22 protein-coding genes are annotated in these 23,487 nt (G+C 68.2%); 14 read left to right on the top strand and 8 right to left on the bottom strand.

The genetic code is table 11. The annotated features are described in order from the left end of the window. Positions 1–107 precede the first annotated feature (107 nt). From ACFK0J_RS25955 to ACFK0J_RS25940, 4 genes are all read left to right on the top strand, one after another. A complete protein-coding gene (locus tag ACFK0J_RS25955) occupies positions 108–1,016 on the top strand; it encodes a DMT family transporter (protein ID WP_378731608.1) in 909 nt (302 codons plus the stop codon). A gap of 830 nt (positions 1,017–1,846) precedes the next feature. After that, positions 1,847–3,058, top strand: a complete 1,212-nt coding sequence (locus ACFK0J_RS25950; protein ID WP_378731606.1) for a multiprotein-bridging factor 1 family protein — start codon at positions 1,847–1,849, stop codon at positions 3,056–3,058. Between the two features lie 27 nt (positions 3,059–3,085). Then, positions 3,086–3,640 (top strand): flavoprotein, encoded by a 555-nt coding sequence (locus ACFK0J_RS25945; RefSeq protein WP_378731604.1) that lies wholly within the window; start codon positions 3,086–3,088, stop codon positions 3,638–3,640. Next, positions 3,595–5,250: an MFS transporter gene (locus ACFK0J_RS25940; RefSeq protein WP_378731603.1), complete on the top strand. Its 1,656-nt coding sequence runs from the start codon at positions 3,595–3,597 to the stop codon at positions 5,248–5,250. The genes ACFK0J_RS25945 and ACFK0J_RS25940 overlap by 46 nt, the downstream gene beginning before the upstream one ends. Here the strand turns inward: ACFK0J_RS25940 and ACFK0J_RS25935 are convergent. Beyond that, entirely contained in the window at positions 5,247–6,050 is an 804-nt protein-coding gene (locus tag ACFK0J_RS25935) for a maleylpyruvate isomerase family mycothiol-dependent enzyme (protein WP_378731601.1), read from the bottom strand. The genes ACFK0J_RS25940 and ACFK0J_RS25935 overlap by 4 nt on opposite strands. Positions 6,051–6,164: 114 nt before the next feature. On the opposite strand from ACFK0J_RS25935, the gene secG reads away from it, so the two are divergent. Next, a complete protein-coding gene (gene secG, locus ACFK0J_RS25930) occupies positions 6,165–6,398 on the top strand; it encodes a preprotein translocase subunit SecG (RefSeq protein WP_378731599.1) in 234 nt (77 codons plus the stop codon). Here the strand turns inward: secG and ACFK0J_RS25925 are convergent. Next, positions 6,385–7,518 (bottom strand): YbfB/YjiJ family MFS transporter, encoded by a 1,134-nt coding sequence (locus tag ACFK0J_RS25925; protein ID WP_378731597.1) that lies wholly within the window; start codon positions 7,516–7,518, stop codon positions 6,385–6,387. The two genes, secG and ACFK0J_RS25925, sit on opposite strands and share 14 nt — an antisense overlap. A gap of 69 nt (positions 7,519–7,587) precedes the next feature. On the opposite strand from ACFK0J_RS25925, the gene ACFK0J_RS25920 reads away from it, so the two are divergent. Next, on the top strand, positions 7,588–8,421 hold the full coding sequence (locus tag ACFK0J_RS25920) for a LysR family transcriptional regulator (protein ID WP_378731595.1): 834 nt from the start codon (positions 7,588–7,590) through the stop codon (positions 8,419–8,421). Between the two features lie 55 nt (positions 8,422–8,476). On the opposite strand, the gene ACFK0J_RS25915 is transcribed toward ACFK0J_RS25920, so the two are convergent. Continuing rightward, positions 8,477–9,325, bottom strand: coding sequence for an SDR family NAD(P)-dependent oxidoreductase (locus ACFK0J_RS25915; RefSeq protein WP_378731593.1), 849 nt, complete (start codon positions 9,323–9,325; stop codon positions 8,477–8,479). Between the two features lie 55 nt (positions 9,326–9,380). Here ACFK0J_RS25915 and ACFK0J_RS25910 point away from each other — a divergent pair, with 55 nt between their 5' ends. Further along, the gene (locus ACFK0J_RS25910) at positions 9,381–10,370 is read left to right on the top strand and encodes an alpha/beta hydrolase (protein ID WP_378731591.1); all 990 of its coding nucleotides are present in this window, start codon (positions 9,381–9,383) and stop codon (positions 10,368–10,370) included. A 137-nt stretch (positions 10,371–10,507) separates the two neighbouring features. Next, entirely contained in the window at positions 10,508–11,110 is a 603-nt protein-coding gene (locus ACFK0J_RS25905) for a hypothetical protein (RefSeq protein WP_378731589.1), read from the top strand. Between the two features lie 68 nt (positions 11,111–11,178). On the opposite strand, the gene ACFK0J_RS25900 is transcribed toward ACFK0J_RS25905, so the two are convergent. Next, positions 11,179–11,658: a hypothetical protein gene (locus tag ACFK0J_RS25900; protein WP_378731588.1), complete on the bottom strand. Its 480-nt coding sequence runs from the start codon at positions 11,656–11,658 to the stop codon at positions 11,179–11,181. A 454-nt stretch (positions 11,659–12,112) separates the two neighbouring features. Here ACFK0J_RS25900 and ACFK0J_RS25895 point away from each other — a divergent pair, with 454 nt between their 5' ends. Genes ACFK0J_RS25895 through ACFK0J_RS25870 form a run of 6 tightly spaced genes read left to right on the top strand, consistent with a single transcriptional unit; the run spans position 12,113 to position 17,844 of the window. After that, positions 12,113–13,915: an ATP-binding protein gene (locus ACFK0J_RS25895; protein ID WP_378731586.1), complete on the top strand. Its 1,803-nt coding sequence runs from the start codon at positions 12,113–12,115 to the stop codon at positions 13,913–13,915. After that, complete coding sequence (locus ACFK0J_RS25890) at positions 13,912–14,328, top strand: roadblock/LC7 domain-containing protein (RefSeq protein ID WP_378731584.1); 417 nt, start codon at positions 13,912–13,914, stop codon at positions 14,326–14,328. Before ACFK0J_RS25895 ends, ACFK0J_RS25890 begins: the two co-directional genes overlap by 4 nt. A 43-nt stretch (positions 14,329–14,371) precedes the next feature. Further along, positions 14,372–14,740 carry a DUF742 domain-containing protein gene (locus ACFK0J_RS25885; RefSeq protein ID WP_378731582.1) on the top strand — a complete coding sequence of 123 codons (369 nt, stop codon included), beginning with the start codon at positions 14,372–14,374 and terminating at the stop codon, positions 14,738–14,740. Beyond that, the gene (locus tag ACFK0J_RS25880; RefSeq protein WP_378731580.1) at positions 14,721–15,335 is read left to right on the top strand and encodes an ATP/GTP-binding protein; all 615 of its coding nucleotides are present in this window, start codon (positions 14,721–14,723) and stop codon (positions 15,333–15,335) included. Before ACFK0J_RS25885 ends, ACFK0J_RS25880 begins: the two co-directional genes overlap by 20 nt. Next, positions 15,332–16,615, top strand: coding sequence for a cytochrome P450 (locus ACFK0J_RS25875; protein ID WP_378731578.1), 1,284 nt, complete (start codon positions 15,332–15,334; stop codon positions 16,613–16,615). The genes ACFK0J_RS25880 and ACFK0J_RS25875 overlap by 4 nt, the downstream gene beginning before the upstream one ends. Beyond that, complete coding sequence (locus ACFK0J_RS25870) at positions 16,612–17,844, top strand: cytochrome P450 (protein ID WP_378731576.1); 1,233 nt, start codon at positions 16,612–16,614, stop codon at positions 17,842–17,844. Before ACFK0J_RS25875 ends, ACFK0J_RS25870 begins: the two co-directional genes overlap by 4 nt. A 3-nt stretch (positions 17,845–17,847) precedes the next feature. Here the strand turns inward: ACFK0J_RS25870 and ACFK0J_RS25865 are convergent, their stop codons facing one another. The 4 genes from ACFK0J_RS25865 to zwf form a co-directional block, all read right to left on the bottom strand. Continuing rightward, on the bottom strand, positions 17,848–20,136 hold the full coding sequence (locus tag ACFK0J_RS25865; RefSeq protein WP_378731575.1) for a thiamine pyrophosphate-dependent enzyme: 2,289 nt from the start codon (positions 20,134–20,136) through the stop codon (positions 17,848–17,850). 103 nt (positions 20,137–20,239) lie between these two features. Further along, the gene (gene pgl / locus ACFK0J_RS25860; RefSeq protein ID WP_378731573.1) at positions 20,240–21,025 is read right to left on the bottom strand and encodes a 6-phosphogluconolactonase; all 786 of its coding nucleotides are present in this window, start codon (positions 21,023–21,025) and stop codon (positions 20,240–20,242) included. Continuing rightward, entirely contained in the window at positions 21,018–21,926 is a 909-nt protein-coding gene (gene opcA, locus ACFK0J_RS25855) for a glucose-6-phosphate dehydrogenase assembly protein OpcA (RefSeq protein ID WP_378731571.1), read from the bottom strand. The genes pgl and opcA overlap by 8 nt, the downstream gene beginning before the upstream one ends. Beyond that, a complete protein-coding gene (zwf, locus tag ACFK0J_RS25850; protein ID WP_378731569.1) occupies positions 21,923–23,482 on the bottom strand; it encodes a glucose-6-phosphate dehydrogenase in 1,560 nt (519 codons plus the stop codon). The genes opcA and zwf overlap by 4 nt, the downstream gene beginning before the upstream one ends. Between the last annotated feature and the right edge of the window lie 5 nt (positions 23,483–23,487).

Raw genomic sequence — 23,487 nt, 5'->3', positions numbered from 1 at the left:
TGTAACAGTCAGCGCGCCACCCGTGGGGTGAGCGCGCCCCTTCGGCATTCGTTGTGCACCTCGCTTCCGCGACCCCATCCCTCTCTGTCGCAGGAGCGCGAACTTTCATGTCCACAACTCTGTCCACTGCGGGCCGGTCCGGCCTGGTCTACCTCGTCGGCGCCGGAATGCTCTGGGGCACCGGCGGTTTGCTCGGCACGCTGCTCGGCCGTGCCACCGGTTTGTCACCCGTTGCGGTGGCCACCTGCCGACTCGCTGTCGGCGGTCTGCTGCTCGTCGCGCTGCTGGCGGCGACCCGACGGCCGGTGCCACGGAATCCGTTGGCGTGGCGGCGGATCGGTGCGGTCGCTGCCCTCGCCGCGATCTTCCAGGCGAGCTACTTCGGTGCGGTCGCCGCGTCGTCGGTGAGCGTCGCCACCTTGATCACCATCGGGATGTCACCGGTGGTGGTCGCGTTGTTGGAGCAGGTCACCGGCCGCCGGGCGTTGGACCGGCGGCGGGCCGGGACGATCGGGCTCGCACTGGCCGGGCTGGCCCTGTTGGTCGGCGTCCCGTCCGGCGACGTGGGCACCACCGGCCTGCTCGTCGGCGCTGCCCTTGCGGCCTTGTCCGCCAGCGCGTTCGCGACACTCACCGTCATCGGCTCGCGGCCGGTCACCGGTCTCGACCCGATGACCACGACGGCTCTGGGCTTCACCGGCGGCGCACTGCTGCTGGCGCCGCTGGCCCTGACGACCGGAATCACCTTCCAGCCGACCGTCGTCAGCATCGCCCTGCTGCTGACGCTGGGCCTGATCCCGACCGCCATCGCGTACACGCTGTACTTCCACGGGCTCTCCGACACCGCCGCGGGAACCGCCGCCGTCCTCGCCCTACTCGAGCCGCTGACCGGTGCTGTCCTCGCGGCCTTCGTACTCGGCGAACGCCTCACACCCCTCGGCATGATGGGCGGCGGCCTCCTCAGCTCGGCGCTGATCCTCGCCAGCACCCAGCCACGGAGAGGGGACCGGGCGTAGCACCGGAACCGCACCGTTCAGCCGGTCCTAGCCGGACGACCGAGTCCTCCCGCGTCGGGTGAGCGCGGGAGGTCATCGGTCCGACACGCCACGCCATGCAAGGTGGAGGCCACTGATCTCGTTGTCGGGACACCGCTTTCGTTCTCGGGCCATCGATGCCGAGAGGATGCCAGACGATCCGTGTGCCGCGTTGCGTCGTCTCAGCAACACCCGCGCGCACTGATCGACTGACCCGAAATCGAATCCGCACACTGGTTGTCTCAGCCGCACACCCAGTACACCGGGTGTGCGGCTGAGAGCCGGGGTGTGCGGTCGCGCGGGAGCGATTCGCAGCGCCCAGCGCTCAGCGCTCTCGTGATGGATCCGGCCGCATCCGGCCCGCATCGATCAGGGCTTGCCGCGCCGCTGCCTTGCGCGGGCAGTCCGATACCCGACACCCGCGGTGCTGCTGCATGATTCGGTGCGCTTCAGACACGCTCAGCGGATACTCCGGCGCCGCATGCGGCCACCGATGCGGCCATAGTCCAGCATCCTCGGCCCGAACACTTCGGCGCTCAGCTCGCCATTCAGCCTGCACCCGGTCCACAATGTCCTGAACCGACGTGCCATCGGACTCGCCGTCTCGCCACCAGTTGAACCCCACCGCTTCACCCCTGCCGTTTCGCTGTCGTTGGTGGCACCCGCCGCCCGAGGCGGTGCTGCCGTTGACGTTGACCCACATCAGCCAGCGCAGAGGCACACAATGTGTCCCTGTTCGGAATTCGAGATTCCGCGCTGCCGAGTAATCTGGACAAAGAACGTCTGTTCGACAGTGGCTTAGGGAGCCCGTCATGGTTCACCCCGGAGACTTCGGTCAGCGATTGCAACATTTGCGCCGGCGAGCGGGCATGACGCGTTCGGTACTGGGGGAGCTCGCTGGTCGTTCGGCGAGCTGGGTGAAAGCCGTTGAGACAGGACGGCTTCAGCAGCCACGGTTGCCGATGCTGATCCGACTGGCGGAGATCCTCGACATCGGCGACCTCACCGAACTGACCGGGGAGCAGGCGCTGTCGCGAGCCAGCTACGGCAAGACCGTTCACCCGGCCCTGGCGAAGGTGTCGGAGGCGTTGGTTTCCTACCCGGTGGCGGCGAGCAGCAATGACCCCGACCTGTCCGCGGCGGCGCTGGCGGCCCGAACCCGACAAGCGTGGGCGCTGTGGCATGGTGCCGCCTGTCAGCGTTCGGCCGTGGCAACGGTTTTGCCCGACCTGCTGTGTGACGCCCGCATCGGCGTGCGTCAGCTCGATGGGAACGAGCGCCGAATGGCACTGTCCACCTTGGCTCAGGTCTACCACTTGACCCAGTTGTATCTGTCGTTCCAACCCGCGGCCGCGCTGGTGCTGATGTCCGGCGATCGTGCGATGACCGCCGCGCAGGATGCCGACGACCCGCATGCGATGGCCGCTGCCGCCTGGTATGTGAACCACATCTACCGGGACGCGGGCGAACAGCACGAGGCGCGCGTGGAATTGGCGCGCGAGGTGTCCGATCTGTTGGCGCCCGAGCAATCCGACGACGACCGCGCGCTGTGGGGGCTGCTGCAACTCGCCATGTCGCTGTCCTATGCGAAGGTCGGACGTGAAGGAGACGCCCTGCGATATTGGGACAACGCGGACAAGGCCGCCCGCTCCCTCGGCGACGCCTACTGCCATCCGTGGCTGATCTTCGGACGGCAGATGGTCCAGGCGTACGCGATCACGGTCCAGCTCGACCTGATGCACAGCGGATACGCGATCCGGCAAGCAGCCAAGGTCGATCTGACCAAGATGCCGTCAGCCACGCGCCGCAGCTTCCACACCGCCGAGATTGCGCGCGCACACCATATGCGGGACGAGCCGATGGCAGCGGTGGCGCTACTCAGCAAGGCGCACAAGGAATCACCCGATACGTTCGGCTTCTCACTGTTCGCGCGGTCGGCTGTGCCGGACCTCGTCGCGCACGGCGGCGCAACCGTGCGGCCCGACGCCCAGCGGCTCGCGTCTGTCTTGGGGTTGGCGCCCTGATCCGCTGGTGCCTGACACGATGAACGGATGAATGATCAGGGAACCCCGGTCGTCTACCTCATCGTGACCGGCTCGTCTGTCGCTCGCGATGTGGGCAAGTTGGTGGATCTGGCGCAGGGGGACGGGTGGGATGTCTGTGTGATCGCTTCGCCGGAGGGGCGGCGGTTCATCGATGCCGACGCGCTGGCGGCCAAGACCGGGCACCCGGTGCGGAGCCAGTACAAGGAACCGGATGCACCGGACGTACTCCCACCTGCCGACGGCATGATCGTCGCGCCGATCACCTCGAATTCGCTGGCCAAGTGGGCGGCGGGGATCTCCGATACATTGCCGCTCGGCCTGCTGGTGGAGGCTGTCGGCCTGCGGGTGCCGGTGGTCGCGGTGCCGTTCGTCAATCGGGCGCTGATCAGTTTTCCGCCGGTGGCGGAAGCCGTGCACAAACTGTCGACCTGGGGCGTGACGATGTTGCTGGAGGATCCGCCGCATGAGCCGAAGTCCGGCGATGACCACGCGGCCCGTTTCCCCTGGGCGGCGGCATGGCAGTCGTTGCTCCAGCATCCGTGGCGTGCACACCCGGACTAGCTAAGCTTCGGCGAGTGACCATTGCCGCCTCCACCCCGATCTCGACCTGGGCGCCACTGCGGTCGAAGGTGTATCGCGCCTTGTGGATCGCGCAGCTGGTATCCAACCTGGGCACCTGGATGCAGACCGTCGGCGCGCAGTGGATTTTGGTCGACGAGCCGAATGCGGCCGTCCTGGTCTCCTTCGTGCAGACCGCGATCACGCTGCCGGTGATGCTGCTCGCCATACCGTCCGGCGTGATCGCCGACCTGGTCGATCGACGCAGGCTGCTGCTCGGTGCGCAGTCGACGATGGCGGTGCTCGCCGCGGTGCTCGCGGTGTCGACGGCGACCGGGCACACGACCCCGGCCGTGTTGCTCACTCTGCTGTTCCTGCTCGGCTGTGGGCAAGCGCTCACCGGGCCCGCCTGGCAGGCGATTCAGCCGGAACTCGTACCGCGCGAGCAGATTCCATCGGCGGCGGCACTGGGCAGCATGAGCATCAATATCGGGCGCGCGGTAGGTCCGGCGATCGCGGGGGTGCTGGTCTCGCTGTCCGGGCCGACCTTGGTGTTCACCCTGAACGCGGTGTCGTTCGTGGGCATCGTCGTGGTGCTCGGCCTGTGGCGCAGACCCGCGACGGATCGGCAGCTGCCGAGCGAACGCCCGTTGGCGGCATTGCAGGCCGGAACGCGATTCATTCGAGCCGCCCCGGCGATCCGACGGGTACTGCTGCGGTCGATTCTATTCATCGCCCCGGCCAGCGCGCTGTGGGCGCTGCTTCCAGTGATCGCGCGCGACGAACTGGGGCTGTCCTCGTCCGGCTACGGCCTCATGCTCGCCGCACTCGGTCTCGGCGCGGTGCTCGGCGCCGTCGGGCTATCGCGGCTGCGCACGCTCCTGACGCCGACCCAGCGGTTGACCACAGCGGCGGTCCTCTTCGGGCTCGCGACGGCAGCCACCGCCGTATTGCACGTCGTGCCGGTCGTGCTGGTGTTGCTGGTCTTCGCCGGTTTCGCCTGGCTGCTCGCCATGTCCACGATGAACTCGACCATGCAGTTGCTGCTGCCCGCATGGGTGCGCGCCCGCGGCCTTTCGGTGTATCTGCTGGTGTTCATGGGTGGGCAGGCGATCGGCTCAGTGGTGTGGGGTGTGGTCGCCGGCGCCGCCGGGCCGGTGTCCGCGCTGCTGATCGCCGCGACGCTGCTCGCATTGTGCGCGGTGAGCACGGTGTGGCTGCCGATCAGTCACAACGCGGAGAACTTGGACCAGACGCCGTCTGCGTTCTGGCCGGAACCGCAGCTGGTAGTCGAACCGGATCCGGCGGACGGCCCGGTGCTGGTGCTGCGCACCTACGACGTGCCACCGGAGAACGTGGACGAGTTCATGACCGCGATGGCGTTCGTCGGCCGGTCTCGGCAACGCACCGGCGCGATGGAGTGGCGGCTGTATCGCGACGTCGGCGTGCTCGACCGTTATGTCGAGGCGTTCGTCGTCCGGTCCTGGGCCGAGCACATGCACCAGCACCAGGTCCGGCTCACCGCGCAGGACCAGATCCGCGAGCAGGAGGCGTCGAAATTCACCATCGGCGACGACCAGGTCACCCACCTGGTCGCGATCTCGCCACGCTAGGCAGGCAGGAAGCGTCCACTGAAACCGAGGCCGAGCCACGGCTTGCGCCCCCAGGTGATAACCCGCCCGGTCAGCGCGGGACGCCACGGCCCGATCCGGCCGTAGTTGAGCAGCAGCGCGACCACCGGGTCGGCGCTGATGTGCACGTCGACGGGTCCGGGCTCGGCCGGGTTGATTGTCAACTGTCCGTCGGTGAATCGGTACACGTATCGCGTGAGACCGCGTAACCGCAGTTCGTAGGTTGCGGTGTGGCCTTCGGACTTGGCCGCGTCGACCCAGCCCGGCACCACCTGGTTCAGCCCGTCCAAGATGATCGGTACGTGCGACGGTTCGATCGGCCACCTCCGGCCGAGGGTGCGCGCGATGTCGTACCCGTGCACGACGAATTCGCCGAGCAACGTGCCGCGCGACCGGTCGACGCGAATCCGCTGATCACCGTCGAACATCATCATGCGATCAGCTTCGGCGTCGGCAACCGTAGCCAGGAACGCATCGGTGTCGGCCACCAGCTTCGCGGCCAGTTCGCGCGGGTCACGGGTCGGCAAGGTCGCGATCTGCTCGGCATTGAACGCGGGCAGGTCGGCCGCGCGGGCGGGCCATCGACCTCGGCCGAGCGCCAGTTCCCGATATCGGGACGGCTCCATCGCCACGTGACCGAGGACGTCGACGATCGACCAGCCCGGCGTGGCGGTGACCGGCTGGTCCGGTGCCGACGACGCCAGATCGGCGAACCTCCGAGCCATCGTTCGTACCGCTTCCGCCACGACATCCATGTCCCGCGCTCCGTTCCTCATGTTCATCGAGCGCTCCATTGTCGGCGGAACGGCGCCGTATCGGCTTGAACGAATCGGTCGTGGTGACCGTCCGTGGTGCCTGATTCGGTGGGATTCGATCGCCCGCATACACTGTCGGGCATGCGGATGTTTCTGGATATCCTCCTGATCGTCACCAGCGTGCTGCTGGTGCTGCTGGTGCTGCTGCACCGCGCCAAGGGTGGAGGTCTGTCCAGCCTGTTCGGCGGCGGTGTGCAGTCCAGCCTCTCCGGCTCGACCGTCGTGGAGAAGAACCTCGACCGGGTCACCGTCTTCACCGGGCTGGTGTGGGTCATCGCCATCCTCGGCATCGGCCTGGAGATCAAGTTCTCCTGATCAGGCGCGTCACCATACCGGCCGCGATCGTCGCAGCCGCCAGCACGATGGCGGCGATGACGAACGCGGCCGGATAGCTGTCGCCGATCACCGGCGCCACCACCAACGGACCCAGCATCTGCCCCGCGCCATAGACGGCGGTGAGTGGTGCGGCCGCGCCGCCGTCCGACAACTCGCCGCCGACCCGTATCGCCAGCATGACGATGCCCATGAACGTCGCGCCGAACAGTGTCGCCGAGAGCACGGCAGGCCACACCGCGGTCGAGACGGCGGGCAGCACAGCCGAAACACATTGCGCCAGTGCCGCGATCGGCAAGGCCACGGCCGGCGCCCAGCGGCGCGCGGCAACACCCCACAGCACAGTGGTCGGCACCGCCACCGCGCCGACCACCACCCAGATCGCCGAGCCGACCACCGGCCCACGCTGGTCGCTGACCGCGGCCACCAGGAACGTCCCGATCACGATGTAGCCGACCCCTTCCAGGAAGTAGGCGACGAGCAGCGCCCGCCACGCGCCCGCCGAACGGATGGTGGCCTTGCCCGCGCGACGACCTGGCCGGATATCCAAACCCAAGGTGGGCAGCAGCAACACCGCTGTCAGCACCGCCGAGACGAGCCACATGCTCTGCCAACCCAGGAACGGCCGTACCGCCAGCACCAGCAACCCGGTCAGCGCGATCCCGAATCCGACTCCGCTGAAGGCGATTCCGGCCGCGTCCCGACTGCTGCCGTGTCGTGCGGCCACCCCGGCGCACGCGACGAACACGACCGCGCTGGTGATACCGGCGATCAGGCGCAACGCGGCGCCGAACAGCGCGGGCGCGGGCACGGCCATCAGCGCCTCGCTGACGATCAGCAGCCCGGCCGAAAGGCGAAAGATATTGCGGCTGTTCAGTTCCGGCCATCGAGTGAGCAGAATCGCGCCGAGCAGGTAACCCGCGTAATTGGCGGTCGCGATCACGGCGCCGTCGTGCGCGCTGATCCGGTGCGCGTCCGCCATGATCGGCAGCAGCGGCGTGTAGATGAAACGGCCGACGCCCACCGCGGCGGCCAATCCGGCGGCGGCCGCGAAGGCGGGAGCGAGACTGCTGCGGGGTGCGGGAGCGAGAGTAGCGGTCACCTCAGCGACCGTACGGACCTTTGCCGTACCTGTGAAATGCTTTCTATGCACAATGTATACGCTGAATGCATGGATGTTGAGCTGCGGCACCTGAGGGCGTACCTGGTGCTGTGCGAGGAGACGAACTACACCCGTGCCGCGGCCCGCCTGCACCTGAGTCAGCCCGCGCTGACCAGGACGATTCAGCAGTTGGAGCGGTTGGTCGAATGCAGGTTGATCGAACGCACTTCGCGCCGCTTCGAACTGACCGACGAGGGTGCGGAACTGCTGACACACGCGCGGCGGATCCTCGCCGACGTCGACACGGTGACCGCGCAGCTGCGCTCGCGGGCCGCCATCGAGGTGGGCTTCGCATGGCTACTGCCCGCCACCTGGTTGGCCGCCACCCGCCGTCGCTATGAGGCCCTCGGCGGTCGGATCACGCTGCGCCGCATCGATGATCCGCTGGCCGCGCTCGAGGCCAGGTCGATCGATATCGCGCTGTTCCGCAGGGCGACTCGGCTACCGAGCCACCTCGAATCCCGAGTGATCGCGACCGAGCAGCGGGTGCTCGCCGTCGCCGCGAACTCGCCCCTCGCCGAGGCAACCGACCTGCGCTGGGCCGATCTGGCCGACTATCCCCTGGTGGTGAACGTGGTGTCCGGCACCACTCACGCCGGTTCGTGGGAGCAGGCCGACCCGGATCGGCAGATCATCACCTGCCGGAACTTCGACGAGTGGATCGAGTTGGTCGCGGCGAACCGGGGGATCGGCGGCGTACCCGCGTTGGCACGCAGCCGCGCACCCCACCCCGGCGTTGTCTACCTGGACATTCCGGACGCTCCGCCCTCCCACGTGTACCTCGCGTGGCACGCCAAGCCCGCGCCGTCGCGCGCGGTGCAGCGCTTCCTCGGCGTCGCGTGAGAGGAACTGGTGGCGGCGAACTATCGCTAGTAGTTCCCGGTGATCATCGACCAGCTCAGTCGGCGCGCGGGACGCGGCCGTCGACGTCGGTGAAGGCGTAGGACTCCGCCAGATCCGCTACGCGCCAGGCTGATCCGGTGCGGGAGCGGCGATCGGGGTCGGTGGCCAGCGCGACGACCGCCCGGCCGGGGAAGCGGGGTGTTTCCGCCTCGGCGAGGTCGAAGGTGCCCTCGCCCGGCAGGGTGACCAAGCGCTGGCCCTGTGCATCGGCCGGAACCATTTGCAGCAGTTCGGTATTCACGATGCCGGGCCACAGTGAGACCACGGTGACCTCGGTGTCGGACAGGTTGTGCGCCATGTCGGCGGTGAGCCGGTCCAGTGCGGTTTTCGCGACGCCGTACACCGCGTTGTGCATGTACCGGCGCGCGCCCGGCGAGGAAATGTTGACGATCAGCCCGCCCGACCCGATCAGCAGCGGAGCCGCGAAAACGCTTGCCACATAATGCGATCGAACGCCGATATCGAACGTCTCGTCCCATGCCTTCGGCGGCACCTCCCAGAACGGCTTGCCGAGCCAGCGGGCGGCGGCGGGGGAGTTGTAGACATTGTTCACCAGCACGTCGAGGCGGCCGCGCTCGTCGCGAATCAGCTGGAACAGCCGCCGCACCGCGTCGTCGTCGCGGTGATCGCAGACGAACGGAATGCCGACACCGCCCGCCGCGTCGATCGCGGCCGCGGTTTCGTGCACCGTGCCAGGCAAGCGACCGGGCGTTGCCGAGCGTCCGGTCACATACACCGTCGCACCGGCCGCCCCGAGCTCCAGCGCGATGCCCTTGCCGATGCCGCGGCTCGCGCCGGTGACCACCGCGATCTTGCCGTCGAGTGTCTCAGGTATTCCGCTCACGACTTCGGGACACTACCGTGAAACGAGAACACGTTCTAGGTTTTCGGAGGCCATAGTGGAGTTGACGCACCGGTTCGTGACGACCAACGGCGTCCGGATGCACGTTGCCGAACAGGGCGAGGGGTATCCGGTGATCTTCTGCCACGGCTTCCCGCACACCTGGTTCGTCTGGCATCACCAGCTGGCCGCGGTCGCCGCGGCCGGGTATCGGGCGATCGCCCCCGACCTGCGCGGCTACGGGCAGACCGACATACCGGCGGACGTCGAGTCCTATACGAACGAGGCGGTGATCGGTGATCTGCTCGGCCTGCTCGACGACATCGGCGCCGAGCAGGCGGTGTTCGTCGGCCTCGATTTCGGCGCGGCACTGGTGTGGGAGTTGGCTTTGCGCGCACCGGAGCGGGTGCGCGGCGTCATCGTGTTGAACAACCCCTTCGCGCCGCGACCGCCACGGGCTCCGTCGCAGCTGTGGGCCAAGGCTGCCGCGCGACACTTCCTGCACCTGCACTACTTTCAGGCCCCCGGCGTGGCCGACGCGGAACTGGGCGCGCGCCCGAGGGAGTTCCTGGCGCGGGTGTACTACTCGCTCAGTGCCGACTACCACTACCTCGACACCTGGCAGTTCCCCGCGGAGGGCACCGGATATCTCGATGTGCTGCCGGAAGCCCCGCCGCTGCCGTGGCGTTGGCTTACCCAGGACGAATTCGACATTCTGGCACAGGATTTCGAGCGCACCGGGTTCACCGGTGGCCTGAACTGGTATCGCGCACTCGACCGCAACTGGGAGCTGACGGCGGATTACGCCGACGCGTCCGTCACGGTTCCCGCCTACTTCCTCTACGGCGATCGCGACCCGGACATGGAGGGATTCAGTGGCCGCGACCCACTGGCGACGTTGCGCCGCTACGTCCCCGAGCTGCGCGAGGTGACGAAGATCGCCGACGCCGGTCACCTGGTTCAGCTGGAGCGCGCAACGGAGGTCGACGCATTGCTCACGGCCCACCTGCGCCAACTCGTCCCGAACCCGTCCGACGTGCCCGCGTAGCGTCAAACGCCTTCCGCCGGTGCGGCGTTCATTGTCGGTGGGCACCGCTAATGTTCGGTCATGAGTGAACGAAGTGAGCGAATCATGTGCCAGCGCGCGTCGCGCATGACGGAGCCGAGCGCCAGCGAGGCGCAGTCATGAGCTACAGCCTGAGCGTTTACGTCGTCGAACTGGATAGGGTCAGAGCCGCCATCGGCTCGCGGGACGACAAGCTCCGGCGGATGATCGGCGGTCGGTTCAGGGCTCAGCTCGCGCACGCCGACGACTGGTTCGCCGACGAGATCGGCAACGGCGCCCCGACCCGCTACGACGCGGTGCGCGCCGTCATCGACGGCGGCCCGTTCGATCCGTCGCACGGCTTCCAGTACGCCTATGCGTACCAAACGATCTGCCAGTTCTACGGCAGATTTCTGGACAACCGCTACTTCTCGCCGTTCCGCGGCAGTTGGCTGGAACAGGTCGACGAGGGCCTCGCCGAACTCGGCATCAAGGCGATCAGCCTCGCCGACTTCGTCCACCACGCCCTACCTGCCGCGCTACCCGAACCCGACGAACTCCCCGGCTACGGCGAGTGGACCCCGGAACAATGCGCGGAAGCGTTGGTGCAGTGGGAATCCACCACCCCGAAGGACCGCGAGGAGGTCGACCACGAGGTACTCGCGGCCATCGAATCGTGCATGGAGTGGATCCGCGAGGCGCAGGCGCGGCCGGGCTGGGGGATCGCGGGGTTCTTCTTCTGAAGGCGGTGCGGCGCAAGCATATGCGCGGCGCGGGTCGACCGTCTCGGGAGCGAACTCGGGCGCACGCCTCAGCGGTATTCGTCGGCCAGTTTCGGGTAGTCGGCCCACTGCGGTAGCGGCTGGAAGTCCAAGTACGCGGTCAGCCGATCCAGGAGGTATTGCCAGCGGGGGCCGATCGCACCCGCCTCATCCGGACAGACGTGGCGGCGCACCAGTTCGACGGTGGTGACCACGCCGACCTGGGTCATCCGGAGCTCCAGCAGACAACCGTCGATGTGCACGACGAGTTCGTGCGGCGCCTGACAATGGTCGACGCGGACCGCGAGGGGACCCGGTACGGGTCCGTCGATCGGTTCGATCGTCAGATTGCCGTTGCCGCCGGACACCGTGCCGAACCATCGCGCCAACTGACCGCGCTCGGTCGCCGCCGACCACACTTCGAGCACCGGCTTGCGGAAAGAACGCAAATAGTGCAATAGCACCAAACCGCCGTCATCCGGGTGGTCGTGCTCCGGCCGAACCTCACCGAGCATGGACATCATGGTCATCTCCGTGCCCTTCGCTGCTGGTCACCGTCATTGCCACTGTATTTCCAGTATTCCTCGGTCGAATCCGAATCGCTGGAATCCCGGCACGGCGCGGCGCTCGGCGGGCGGGTTGCGGACGACGGCGGCGGCCCGGCCGCGAGGTGCGGTGAAGCGGCGTTCGAGAGCTACCGACGAGTAGCCGATGCGCTACCCGGAGTCATTGAAAAATAAAGTAGCGCAATACAATACAACCACCGCGTGGCCTGCGGCGGATGCGTGCTGCCGAGATGCGGAACCGCTCGGCGATCTGTACATTGTGTGCAGCCCGAACAGGTAGGAGGGGCCGGGGGATCGGCGGAATGCCTTCTTGGTGAACGTGAGTGCGGAAGTACGGAACTTGTCACAGTCATTGAACGCGCCGGAAGGCGAGCCTCGGGAACCTCTCTTTCGCCGACTGCGCATACCCCTGCTAGTCATGCTGACCTGCGCCGCCATCGCCTCCGTCGGGGTGGTGATCGCGGTGTTCCTCGCGCCGACCGACTTCCGCGTTCCGCTGACAGTGGGCGCCGTGATAGCGGCGATTGCGTTGTGCGCCACGGTGACCGCGGCGGTGTACTACCGCGGCGAAGCCGTGCGGGCCCGACGAGCCGCGGCAGCCGTCACCGCTGCGGCGAGCGCCCGGATCGCGGCGGCCGGCGCGGCCGCGGCCGCGCAAGCGTGGGAATCGAAGAACAGTGAGAGCCGCCGGTCCGCGGCGATGGCCGCCTTCGCCGGTGCCGCCGGCCGTATGCAGGCGATGACCACCAGCATGCTCGCCGAGCTGCGCGAGATGGAGCACCGGCACGCCGACCCGAAGGTGCTCGCCGACCTGCTGCTGCTGGACCATCGCACCGCGCAGGCCGGTCGACTCGCCGACAGCATCGCCGTGCTCAGCGGTGCCCGATCCGGGCGGCGCTGGGCCAAACCCATTGCCATGGAATCGATCCTGCGCGGCGCCATGGGCCGTGTCGCGGGCTACCAGCGGGTCCGACTGCGCGCCGTCGCCGAAATCGCCATCGCCGGTCACGCGGCCGAAGGCGTGATGCACACGCTGGCCGAACTCCTCGACAACGCCTGCAATTTCTCCCCGCCCACCACCGAGGTGCACGTCTACGCCGCCGAGGTACCCGCCGGTGTGGTGATCACCATCGAGGACAGCGGGCTGGTGATGAGCGAATCGGCGCTGCGCCGCGCCGAACAGACCGTATCGAGCGCGGGCCCGGACGGTCGCGGCCAGCGTTCCGCGGACCTGTCCTCGCTCAGCGGCACCCGGCTCGGCCTCGCCGTCGTCGGCCACCTCGCGCGCAAGCACAGCCTCACCGTGTCCTACCGCCCCTCCGCCATCGGCGGCACCGCGGTGGTCGTCGTCGTGCCCCGCGACCTCACCGCGCGCCTCGATCGTTCCCAACCGGCCTCGCTCGCGACAAGCCCGTCACTACGCATCGCATCGCATGCCTCGGCCTCGCCGCCCACCGCCAGCTCGCCAGTTGCCACCGCACCAGCAACCGCCCCCAACCCCGCCGCTGCCCCCAACCCAGCCGCCGCCGCGAATCCTGGTGCCGTCGCGAATCCTGGTGCCGCCGCGAATCCTGGTGCCGCCGCGGACCCTGGTGCCGCCGCCACATCTGCTGCCGCTGCGTCGCCTGGGACCGCGGCGTCGCCTGCCGCCGCCACGCTGCCTGCCGCCACACCTGCTGCTGGGTCGCCCGCTGCCGCCGCGTCGTCGGGGGCCGTCAAGGCCGCTGCTGCCACCACGCCCCCTGCATCACCTATGACTGCCACGCCGCCCACGGCTGCTACGCAGCCTGCCGCCAAGTCTGCTGCCGCCGCCAACCTCACCACTGCCGCGGAGCCCGCCCCCAGATCTGCTGCTGCGTCGCCTGTCTCGGCCACGCTGCCCGCGGCCACGCAGGCTGCTGTAGTCATGCCCGTCGCCACGCCGCTCACAGACGCCATGCTGCCTGCCACCCACCAGTCGCAGCCCGTTCCTCAACCAGCACCAACTGTCGAGGTCACCAGCATGGGGCTACCGAAGCGGCGTCGCGGCAGCACACTGGCCGCCGTCCACCCTGCGGGCCTTTCCTTACCCGAGCCCGACGCGCCCGCGGCGACCCCGCCGGTAGTGACGGCTGCCTCCTTCGGCGCGTTTCAGCGCGCGTTGGCGGGCCGGGATCCCGAGAGCCCCGCTGCCGCAATACCTTCCCCGTCCCCTACCGTTGCCGTGGAGAATGATCGATGACAACGTCTGTGCCGTCGCAACTGAGCTGGCTGTTGGAGCAACTGCTCGCCCGTACCCCGCGCACCCGCCACGCGTTGCTGCTCTCCGGTGACGGTCTCAAGATCTGCCACACCCCGGAACTCGGCATGGACAAGGCAGATCAGCTCGCCGCCATCGCCGCGGGCATCCAGAGCTTGTCGCACGGTGCTTCCGTCGAGTTCGGCGACGGTAGAGGCGGTGTGCGCCAGTCGATGACGGAGTTCTACGGCGGCATCCTGTTCATCGTCGAGGCAGGCCTCGCGGCGCATATCGCGGTGATCGCCGCCGAGGACGCCGACGCGGGCCTGGTCGGCCACAACATGCGGGAACTGGTGGAACAGCTGGGCCACCATCTCGCGTCCACCCCGCGCGTCGGGGGAGCGAGCGTGTCGTGAGCGAGCGAACCACGGCTTTGCCGAGCGTCAGCGAGGCGCGTCTGTGAACAGGCCAGGCCGCGACGACACCCCCGACCGGCTCTACACACTGACCGGTGGACGCAGCAAACCGGACTCGGACAGCTTCGACCTGGTCACCTTGGTGGTCAGCGAGTGCGCGCCGACGCAGGGCATGCAGTCCGAGCACGTGGCGATCCTCGACATGTGCCGGGCCCCGACCGCCGTCGTCGAGATCGCCGCCGAACTGCGAATACCGGTCGGCATCGCCACCATCCTGCTGTCGGACCTGCTGCACGCGGGCAAGATCACCGTCCGGCATCCCGATGTCGGCCTCGATCCCGACGCGCCGTGGAATTCGGTGCCCGACTCCACCACCCTCGAGAAGGTGCTTGTTGGACTCCGCAACCTTTGACGCTCGGCCCACCCGAGCCGACGCACCACTGAACAGCGCAACCCGCCACGGCCTGAAGATCGTCATCGTCGGCGGCTTCGGCGTCGGCAAGACCACCATGGTGCGCGCGGTCAGCGAGATCCGCCCGCTCGGCACCGAGGCGACGATGACCAACGCGGGCATCGGGATCGATGATCCGAGCGGTGCGCCGGGCAAGTCCACGACGACGGTCGCCTTCGATTTCGGCCGGATCACCATCGACGCCGAGAACGTGCTCTACCTGTTCGGTGCGCCAGGGCAAGAGCGGTTCTTCTTCCTCTGGGACCGCTTGTTCAGCGGCGCGCTCGGCGCGATCGTGCTGGTCGACCAGCGCAGGATCGCCGACTCGTGGTACGCCATCGATCGGCTCGAAGCGCAGCGCACCCCATTCATCGTGGCCTGCAACAACTTCGGCGCACCGTACCGGCCCGCCGAGGTCCGCGAGGCCCTCGATCTCGATCCCCACGTACCCCTGATCGACTGTGACGCTCGGTCGCGCGAATCCGGCAAGCGCGTTCTGATCAGCCTCGTCGAGCACATCTACGCCCATGCCCCGCGAGCGGAGACCGCTTCATGACCACCTCGAGCGCCACGCCGGACGCCACCGGCGGCTGCCCGGTCCACCCGGACGCCCGAGCGGTGCCGCTGAGCGGCCCCCGCTTCCACACCGATCCACAACATCTCTATCGCGAGATGCGTCGCGAACACGGGCCCGTCGTCGCCGTCGAACTGCCGGGCAATGTGCCGGCCTGGCTGGTCATCGGGTACCGCGAATTGCACCAGGTCACCAGCGATCCCGAGCTGTTCCCGCGGGACGTCGGTCTGTGGAACCAGTGGCCCAACATCCCCGAGGACTGGCCGCTGCTGCCGATGGTCGGGCAGCCGAGGCCGTCGATCTACTTCACCGCGGGCGCCGAGCATCGCAGGCACGTGGCGATGGTCGAACCCGCGCTGGAATCGGTCGATCCCTTCGAATTGCGCCGCACCTGTGAGGAATTGGCCGATCGACTGATCGACGGCTTCTGCGGCCGGGGCGAGGCCGATCTGGTCGCCGAGTTCGCCGTGCCGATGCCGGTGCTCGCCCTCGCCCGGGTGCTCGGCTTTCCCGACGAGGACGGCGCGCGGTTGGCCTGGAGCATGAAGGCGCTCGCCGACGGTGGCGCCGACGCGCAGGCGGCGTACGGGCGGTTCTACGAGCAGATGCAGCACGTGCTCGCCACGAAGAAGGCAAGGCCCGGTGCGGATCTGGTGTCGCGGATGCTGGCGCACCCGGGGCAGTTCACCGACGAGGAGTACGTGCAGGACCTGATGGCGGTCACCGCCGCCGGGCATCTGCCGACGGCCGACTGGATCGGGAACTCGGTGCGGCTGATGCTCACCGACGACCGGTTCGCCGCGGCCCTCGGCGGTGGGCGGCGCAGTGTCGGCGAGGCGATGAACGAGGTGTTGTGGGAGGACACGCCGACGCAGATCCTCGCGGGACGCTGGGCGGCCCGCGATACGCGATTGGGCGACAAGGTGATTCGGGCCGGTGACATGCTGCTGCTCGGTTTGGCGGCCGCCAACGCCGATCCGCATGTGCGCCAGCATCTGGTCGACGGTGCCGAACCCGCGCACACCGGCAACAGCGCGCACTTCGCGTTCAGTTACGGCGAGTACCGCTGCCCGTTCCCCGCGCAGCAACTAGCCGAGATCATCGCGCGGACCAGCATCGAGGTGCTGCTGGACCGGCTGCCCGATATCGATCTCATGGTTCCCGCGCAGAACCTGGTGCGGCGGCCGTCGGCGTTCTTGCGCGGCATGACGTCATTGCCGGTTCATTTCACCCCAGTTCGTGCAGTCGGAGGTACCCCGTGACTGAAACCTGTCCATTCGCCGAGCCCATCGCGATCGACCCGATGGTCGGCGACCTCGCCGGGGAGACCGCCCGACTGCGCGCCGCCGGTCCGCTGGCACGGATCGAACTGCTGGGCGTTCCCGCCTGGACGGTCACCGAGCATGCGGTGGCCAGACAGCTGCTCGTCGACCCCCGGCTGATCAAGGACATCAACGGCTGGTCGTTGTGGACCTCCGGCGTGGTGACGCGGCAGTGGCCGCTGATCGGGATGATCGACGCGGGCCGGTCCATGTTCACCGTCGACGGCGCCGAGCATCGGCGGCTGCGGATCAAGACCACGCAGGCCCTGTCGCCGCGTCGACTGGAAGCTATCCGCCCGGCGATCGAGCGACTGACCGCCGAGCTCCTGGACGATCTCAGCGTCGCGGGCAGCGGCGGTGCGGTGGTCGACCTCAAAGAGGTGTTCGCCTACCCACTGCCCATGCGCGTCATCAGTGAGCTGATGGGCGTCGACCGCACCGACCACCCGATGCTCCTCGATTGGTACAAGGCGTTCTTCTCGCTGCTCACGCCGCAGGACGAGCGACTACGCATCATCGACGAAATGGACGTGTACTACACCGATCTGGTGCGGAAGAAGACCGCCGATCCCACCGACGACCTCACCACCGCGCTCATCCACGCCACCGACGGCGGCGAGCCGCTCACCGAGGAAGAGGTCGTCGGCAACCTGAAAGCCCTTGTGGCGGCGGGTCACGAAACCACGGTCGGCCTGATCCTCAATGCCGTGCGTGCTCTGCTGGCCGAACCCGAACAGCTGAGCAAGATTCGCAGCGGCGACTTCGAGTGGAAACAAGCCGTCGAGGAAACCCTGCGCTGGGACAGCCCCGTCACCCACCTGCTCATGCGCTTCGCCACCGAAGACATCACCGTCGGCGACACCGTCATCGAAAAAGGTGAGGGCGTAGTCATGTCCTACCGGGCGATCGGCAGAGACACCGCCATCCACGGCGAAGACTCCGACAACTTCGACATTGCCCGTTCCACCGCACACCGCCACTTGACCTTCGGCTACGGCCCGCACATCTGCCCCGGCGCCGCCCTCTCCCGCCTGGAAGCCGGCATCGCCCTCCCCGCCCTCTTCGAACGCTTCCCCAACCTCCGCCTGGCAGTCCCGGTCGAGGAAATCCGCAACCTCCCCGTCCTCACCCAAAACGACTTGGCCGCCTTCCCCGTCCACCTCGGCTGACAACTACTCCGCCATGAGTTTCCCTGCGGCGGTTTCGATTTTGGCTTCGTCGAGCAGGACGGTGTCGGCGGCGGGGCCGAGCGGGACGAAGCTGTCTTCGCTGGTTACTCGGGAGATTCGGCCTTCGAAGCCCGCGTCGATCAGTGCGGCGCAGAGGGATTCGGAGACGCCGCCGCTGTGCCGGGTTTCGTCGGCGATGAGGACTCGGCCGGTGGCGCGGGCGTGTTGGAGGAGGTCGTCCAGGGGGAGGGGGGAGAGCCAGCGGAGGTCGAGGACGCGGGCGTGGATGCCGCGTTCGGCCAGGCGGCGGGCCACGCGCAGACTCATGGGGACGCCGTTGGCGAAGCTGACGATGGTGAGGTCGGTGCCCGTGCCGTAGATGCGGGCGCGGCCGATTTCGACATGGTTGTCGGAAAGTGTTGCGAGCCAAGCGTTGTCGCCTGGCTCGTGCAGGTCGCGGGTGTGATAGAGGGCGATGGGTTCCAGGTAGATGCAGACACGGCCGTCTACCCGAGCGGCGGAGACACAGGTGCGCAGCAGCGCGGCGGCGTCGTCGGCGCGGGACGGGGAGGCGATGAGCAGGCCGGGGATATCGCGGAGGGCGGCGATCGAATTGTCGTTGTGGAAGTGGCCGCCGAAGCCCTTCTGGTAGGCGTAGCCCGCGATCCGCACGACCATCGGATTGCGGTAGCGCCCATGGGAAAAGAACGAGAGCGTGGCGGCCTCGCCGCGCAATTGGTCGGCGGCATTGTGCACGTAGGCCAGGTACTGGATCTCCGGAATCGGCACGAAACCGGCGAGCGCGGTACCGAGTGCGGTGCCGAGCACGCTCTGCTCATCGAGCAGGGTGTCGAAGACCCGGCGCTTGCCGAACTGCTTCTGCAGGCCCTTGGTCACGCCGTACACGCCGCCCTTGCGGCCGACATCCTCGCCGAAGACGAGCACATCGGAGTCGCGCGCCAGCAGGCTCGCCAGGGTGCGATTGATCGCCTGACCGAGGGTCATCGGTTCAGTAGCCGCCGCATCGCGATTCACGTCCGCACCGCGCTCGGCGATATCCCGCGGTTTGCCAGATGTCCCTGTCGCGCTTTGCGAGGCGGCGACTCCGCCATCGACCGACCCCTGTGCGTCTCGGAGCACGTCGGCTCGCACCTGCGCGGGACGCGACGGCGCGAGCGGGGCGATCACGGCGGCGGCGGACGTCAATTTCGGTTCGCGCCAGACGAGTTCGGCCATGGTGGTGACCCGGTGGGCGATGTCGTCGTAGCGGTCGAGCACCTCGGCGGGCGTCGCGACGCCGGTGTGCACCAGCAGCCGGGCGGTCGCGGTCACCGGGTCGCGAAGCAGGTCGGCGGCGATATCGGCGGGCCTGCGGTAGGCGGCTTCGACATCGGAGCCCGCGTGGCCCATCAGTCGGACCGTTCGCAGGTGCAGGAAGGCCGGTTTGCGGTGCTCGCGAACCCAGGCGGCGGCAGCGGTCGAGGTGGTCAGCGCGTCGACGAGATCGCAACCGTCGGCACCGAAGTATTCCAGGCCGGGGCGGGTGCCGTAAGCCTGCTGGATCCAATCCGCGGGCGTAGGGACACTGATGCCGATGCCATTGTCCTCGCAGAGGAACAGGATGGGCAGCGGAACCCCTTGGCGGGCAGTGTGAATCGCGGCATTGATCGCACCGGCCGCGGTGGAATGATTGGCCGAGGCATCGCCGAAACTGCACAGCACCACCGCATCCGACGGCCACTCACTCGTTACACCCAGGCGTGCGGCACGATCGATCGCGAAGGCCAGACCGACCGCGCGCGGCAGGTGGGAGGCGATGGTCGAGGTCTGCGGAATGATGGCGGCGGCCTTGCTGCCGAAAACCTTGTGCCGCCCACCGGATATCGGATCCGCCGCCGCGGCGACGACACCGAGCAGCACGTCACGGATCGGATCGAGACCCGCCACCCGCCGAGCGCGCTGCACGAAGAACGCCCCCGACCGGTAATGCAACAACGCGGGATCGGTCACCCGCAGCGCCAACCCGAGCGCCGCGTTACCTTCATGCCCGGACGACCCGATGCTGTAGTACCCGCGCTTGCTCGCCCCCAACTGCCGCGCCGCCAGATCCAAGTGCCTGCTCGTCGCCTGCGCCTCGAACAGCTCCAGCAGGGTCGCGCCGGTGATCCCCGGCGCGATGTCGTCGGCTGCGCCATGATCAGGTCCGGGTGTCAGCGCACTGACCGCCGCACGAAACCGATCGTCAAGAACCTTCGCCGGGCTGGATCCGGGGGTCGCGTCCCGCTCGCTCATTCGCGCCAGCTTATCGGTCGTCCGATGATTTTGCGCGCCATCGCCGATCTGACCGGACTATTTTCCGTCCGACGATCTCATTCCGTCTGAATGGTCGGCGCGGCTACTTCACCGCGCTGGCCGCCTCTTGGTCGAGCAGCCAGGTGGTGGATTCGAGGCCGACCGCGCCCGCAGCCGGAATGTCGACCGGGTCCGCGCCCGCGATCGCCGCAGCGACCGCCTCGGCCTTGGCCGCCCCACCGACGACGAGCACCACGTGGCGGGTGCGGCGGATGGCGGGGATGGTGAGGGTCACCCGGACCGGCGGTGGCTTCGGTGAATTGGTCACGGCGACTACGAGTTCGTGGTCTTCGCGGACCGCGTCGGTGTGCGGGAACAGCGAGTTGATGTGCCCTTCGCCGCCCATGCCGAGCAGGTGCAGGTCGAAGGCGTCGTGTTCGGCGAGGTAGGCGTGCACGGCGGCGGAGTATTCGGCGGCGGCCTCGATCGGGTCGGGGTACTCGCCGTCGGAGGTGGCCACCGGGTGCACCCGGGCCGGGTCCACCGGGACGTGGTCGAGCAGGGCCTGGCGGGCCTGCCGGTCGTTGCGTTCCGCATCGCCCGCGGGAACGAAGCGCTCGTCGCCCCAGAAGACGTCGAGGCGAGACCAGTCGATGTCGCCGGGTGCCTTGCGGACCTGTTCGAGCAGGCCGATGCCGGTGCCGCCGCCGGTCAGCACGACCGACGCGGATCCGCGTTCGGCCTGGGCGGCAACGACAACGCTCACGAACCGGGTCGCCGCGGCGGTAACCAGCGATTCGGTGTCGAGGTGCACCTCGACCGTGTCGCTGGGGAAGTCGGTCGGGAACTCGGCGGCGCTGCCACCCGGCCCCACGCTGCGCTCACTCATACGTCACCTTCTCGATTCCGGCGAGTGCCTCGGCGTAGATCTCATCGGCGTCGAGCCTGCGCAGCTCCTCGGCCAGGCAGTCGCGAGTTTCCCGGCGGGCCAGCGCGATTCGCTGGTCCGGGTCGCCGGTGCGGGTCAGCGTCGCGGTGCGGCCGGTCTGCGGCCGTTCGATCGCGACCGACACCGACGGTCGATGCAGTTCCACCTTCAGCGCACCGGTCCGGCGAGTCACCGGGCAGTCGAGCCGGATGGCGAGCCAGCCCGCCAGGATGTCCAGCGCGGGCTCGTCGCGCAGCCCGGACACCAGCGCCGATTGCACCGGCTCGAACGGCGGTTCGTCCAACGCGGCGGCAAGCAGCGCACGCCAGTAGGTGATTCGGCTCCAGGCCAGATCGGTGTCACCCGACGCGTAGGAGTCGAGCCGCTTCTTGATCGCGGCCTGCGGGTCGGCCGCGTAGGTGGCGTCGGTGATGCGCCGAGTTGCCAAGCGCCCCACCGAGTCCTTGGACGGGAACTCCGGCGCGCCGCGCGGCCACCAGGCGACCACGGGGGTGTCCGGCAGCAGGAACGGGATGACCACGCTGCTTTCGTGGTTCACCAGCTCGCCCTGCAACCGCAGCACGATCACCTCGGCCGCGCCCGCGTCACCGCCGACCCGGATCTGCGCATCGAGCCGAGTCTCGGCCTCCCGGTCGCCGCGCGCCAGAACGACCACCCGACAAGGGTGTTCGCGGCTCGCGTCGTTGGCGGCATCGATCGCGTCCTCGGCCTCGGAGCTGTCCAGTGTGCACACCACCAGGGTGAGCACCCGGCCCATGGTGATCACGCCGTTGCTTTCGCGCAACTGCACGATGCGCTTGGTGACCTCGCCGGTGGTGGTCTGCGGAATGTCGATGATCATGGCCGCCGCCATTCGCGCCCGGTGCGGGTGAGCATCTCGTCGGCCGAGGCCGGACCCCAGGTGCCCGCCTCGTAGGGTTCGGGTTTACCTTCGGTCGCCCAGTGTTCGATCACCGGATCCAGGATGCCCCAAGACAATTCGACCTCCGCGTTCACCGGGAACAGCGACGGCACCCCGAGCAGCACATCGAGGATCAGGCGCTCGTAGGCCTCGGGGGAGGACTCGGTGAACGCCTCGCCATAGCTGAAATCCATGTTGACGTCGCGCACTTCCATGCTGGACCCCGGCACCTTCGACCCGAACCGGGTGGTGATGCCCTCGTCCGGCTGCACCCGGATGACCAACGCGTTCTGCCCGAGATCCTCGGTCATGGTCTGGTCGAACGGCAGGTGCGGAGCGCGCTTGAAGATCACCGCGATCTCGGTGACCCTGCGGCCCAGCCGTTTTCCGGTGCGCAGATAGAACGGCACACCGGCCCAGCGGCGCGTGTCGACCGCCAGGGTGATCGCGGCATAGGTCTCGGTGCGCGACTCGGGGTCGAAACCCTCCTCGTCGAGCAGGCCGACCACGTGCTCGCCACCCTGCCAGCCCTCCGCGTACTGACCGCGCGCGGTGGTTTCATCCAGCGGCTCAACGAGTTTCGTAGCCGAGAGCACCTTGATCTTCTCGGCCTGCAGCTGCTTGGGCTGGAAGCTGATCGGCTCCTCCATCGCGGTGAGCGCGAGCAGCTGCAGCAGGTGGTTCTGGATCACGTCGCGGGCCGCACCGATGCCGTCGTAATAGCCTGCGCGACCGCCCAATCCGATGTCCTCGGCCATGGTGATCTGCACATGATCGACGTAGTTGGCGTTGAAGATCGGATCGTAGAGCTGGTTGGCGAAGCGCAGCGCCAGGATGTTCTGCACCGTCTCCTTGCCGAGATAGTGGTCGATGCGGAACACCGTCTCTTCCGGGAACACCCGGTTGACCAACGCGTTCAGCTCCTGCGCGCTCTCCAGGTCGTGCCCGAACGGCTTCTCGATCACCACCCGCCGCCACGGCTTACGGCCCGCGGCGTCGGTGACGTTCGGCTGAGCGAGCCCGTGCTCGGACAGCTGATCGAGCACCACCGGGAACATGTTCGGCGGAATCGACAGGTAGAAGGCGTGATTGCTGCCGGTGCCGCGATCCTTGTCCAGCTTCGCCAGGGTATCGGCGAGCGTGGCGAAGGCGGCGTCGTCGTCGAAACTGCCCTGCACGAACCGGATTCCCTCGGCAAGGTGGTCCCAGACCTCCTGCCGGAAGGGCGTGCGCGCGTGCGCCTTCACCGAGTCGAGCACGACCTTGGCGAAGTCCTCGTCGGCGTAGTCCCGCCGCGCGAAGCCGACCAGCGCGAAACCCGGGGGCAGCAGCCCCCGGTTCGCCAGGTCGTAGATGGCCGGCATCAACTTCTTCCGGGACAGGTCACCGGTGACTCCGAAGATCACCATGCTGCACGGGCCCGCGATGCGCGGCACCCGCTTGTCCCGCTCGTCGCGCAGCGGGTTCTGCCAGGTCGGGGTTTTGGGGCCGGCCATCGTGG

This window comes from Nocardia brasiliensis, assembly GCF_042691675.1.
In the GTDB taxonomy this organism is placed as follows: Bacteria; Actinomycetota; Actinomycetes; order Mycobacteriales; family Mycobacteriaceae; genus Nocardia; species Nocardia brasiliensis_D.
This window is presented reverse-complemented; position numbering and strand designations above follow the sequence as displayed.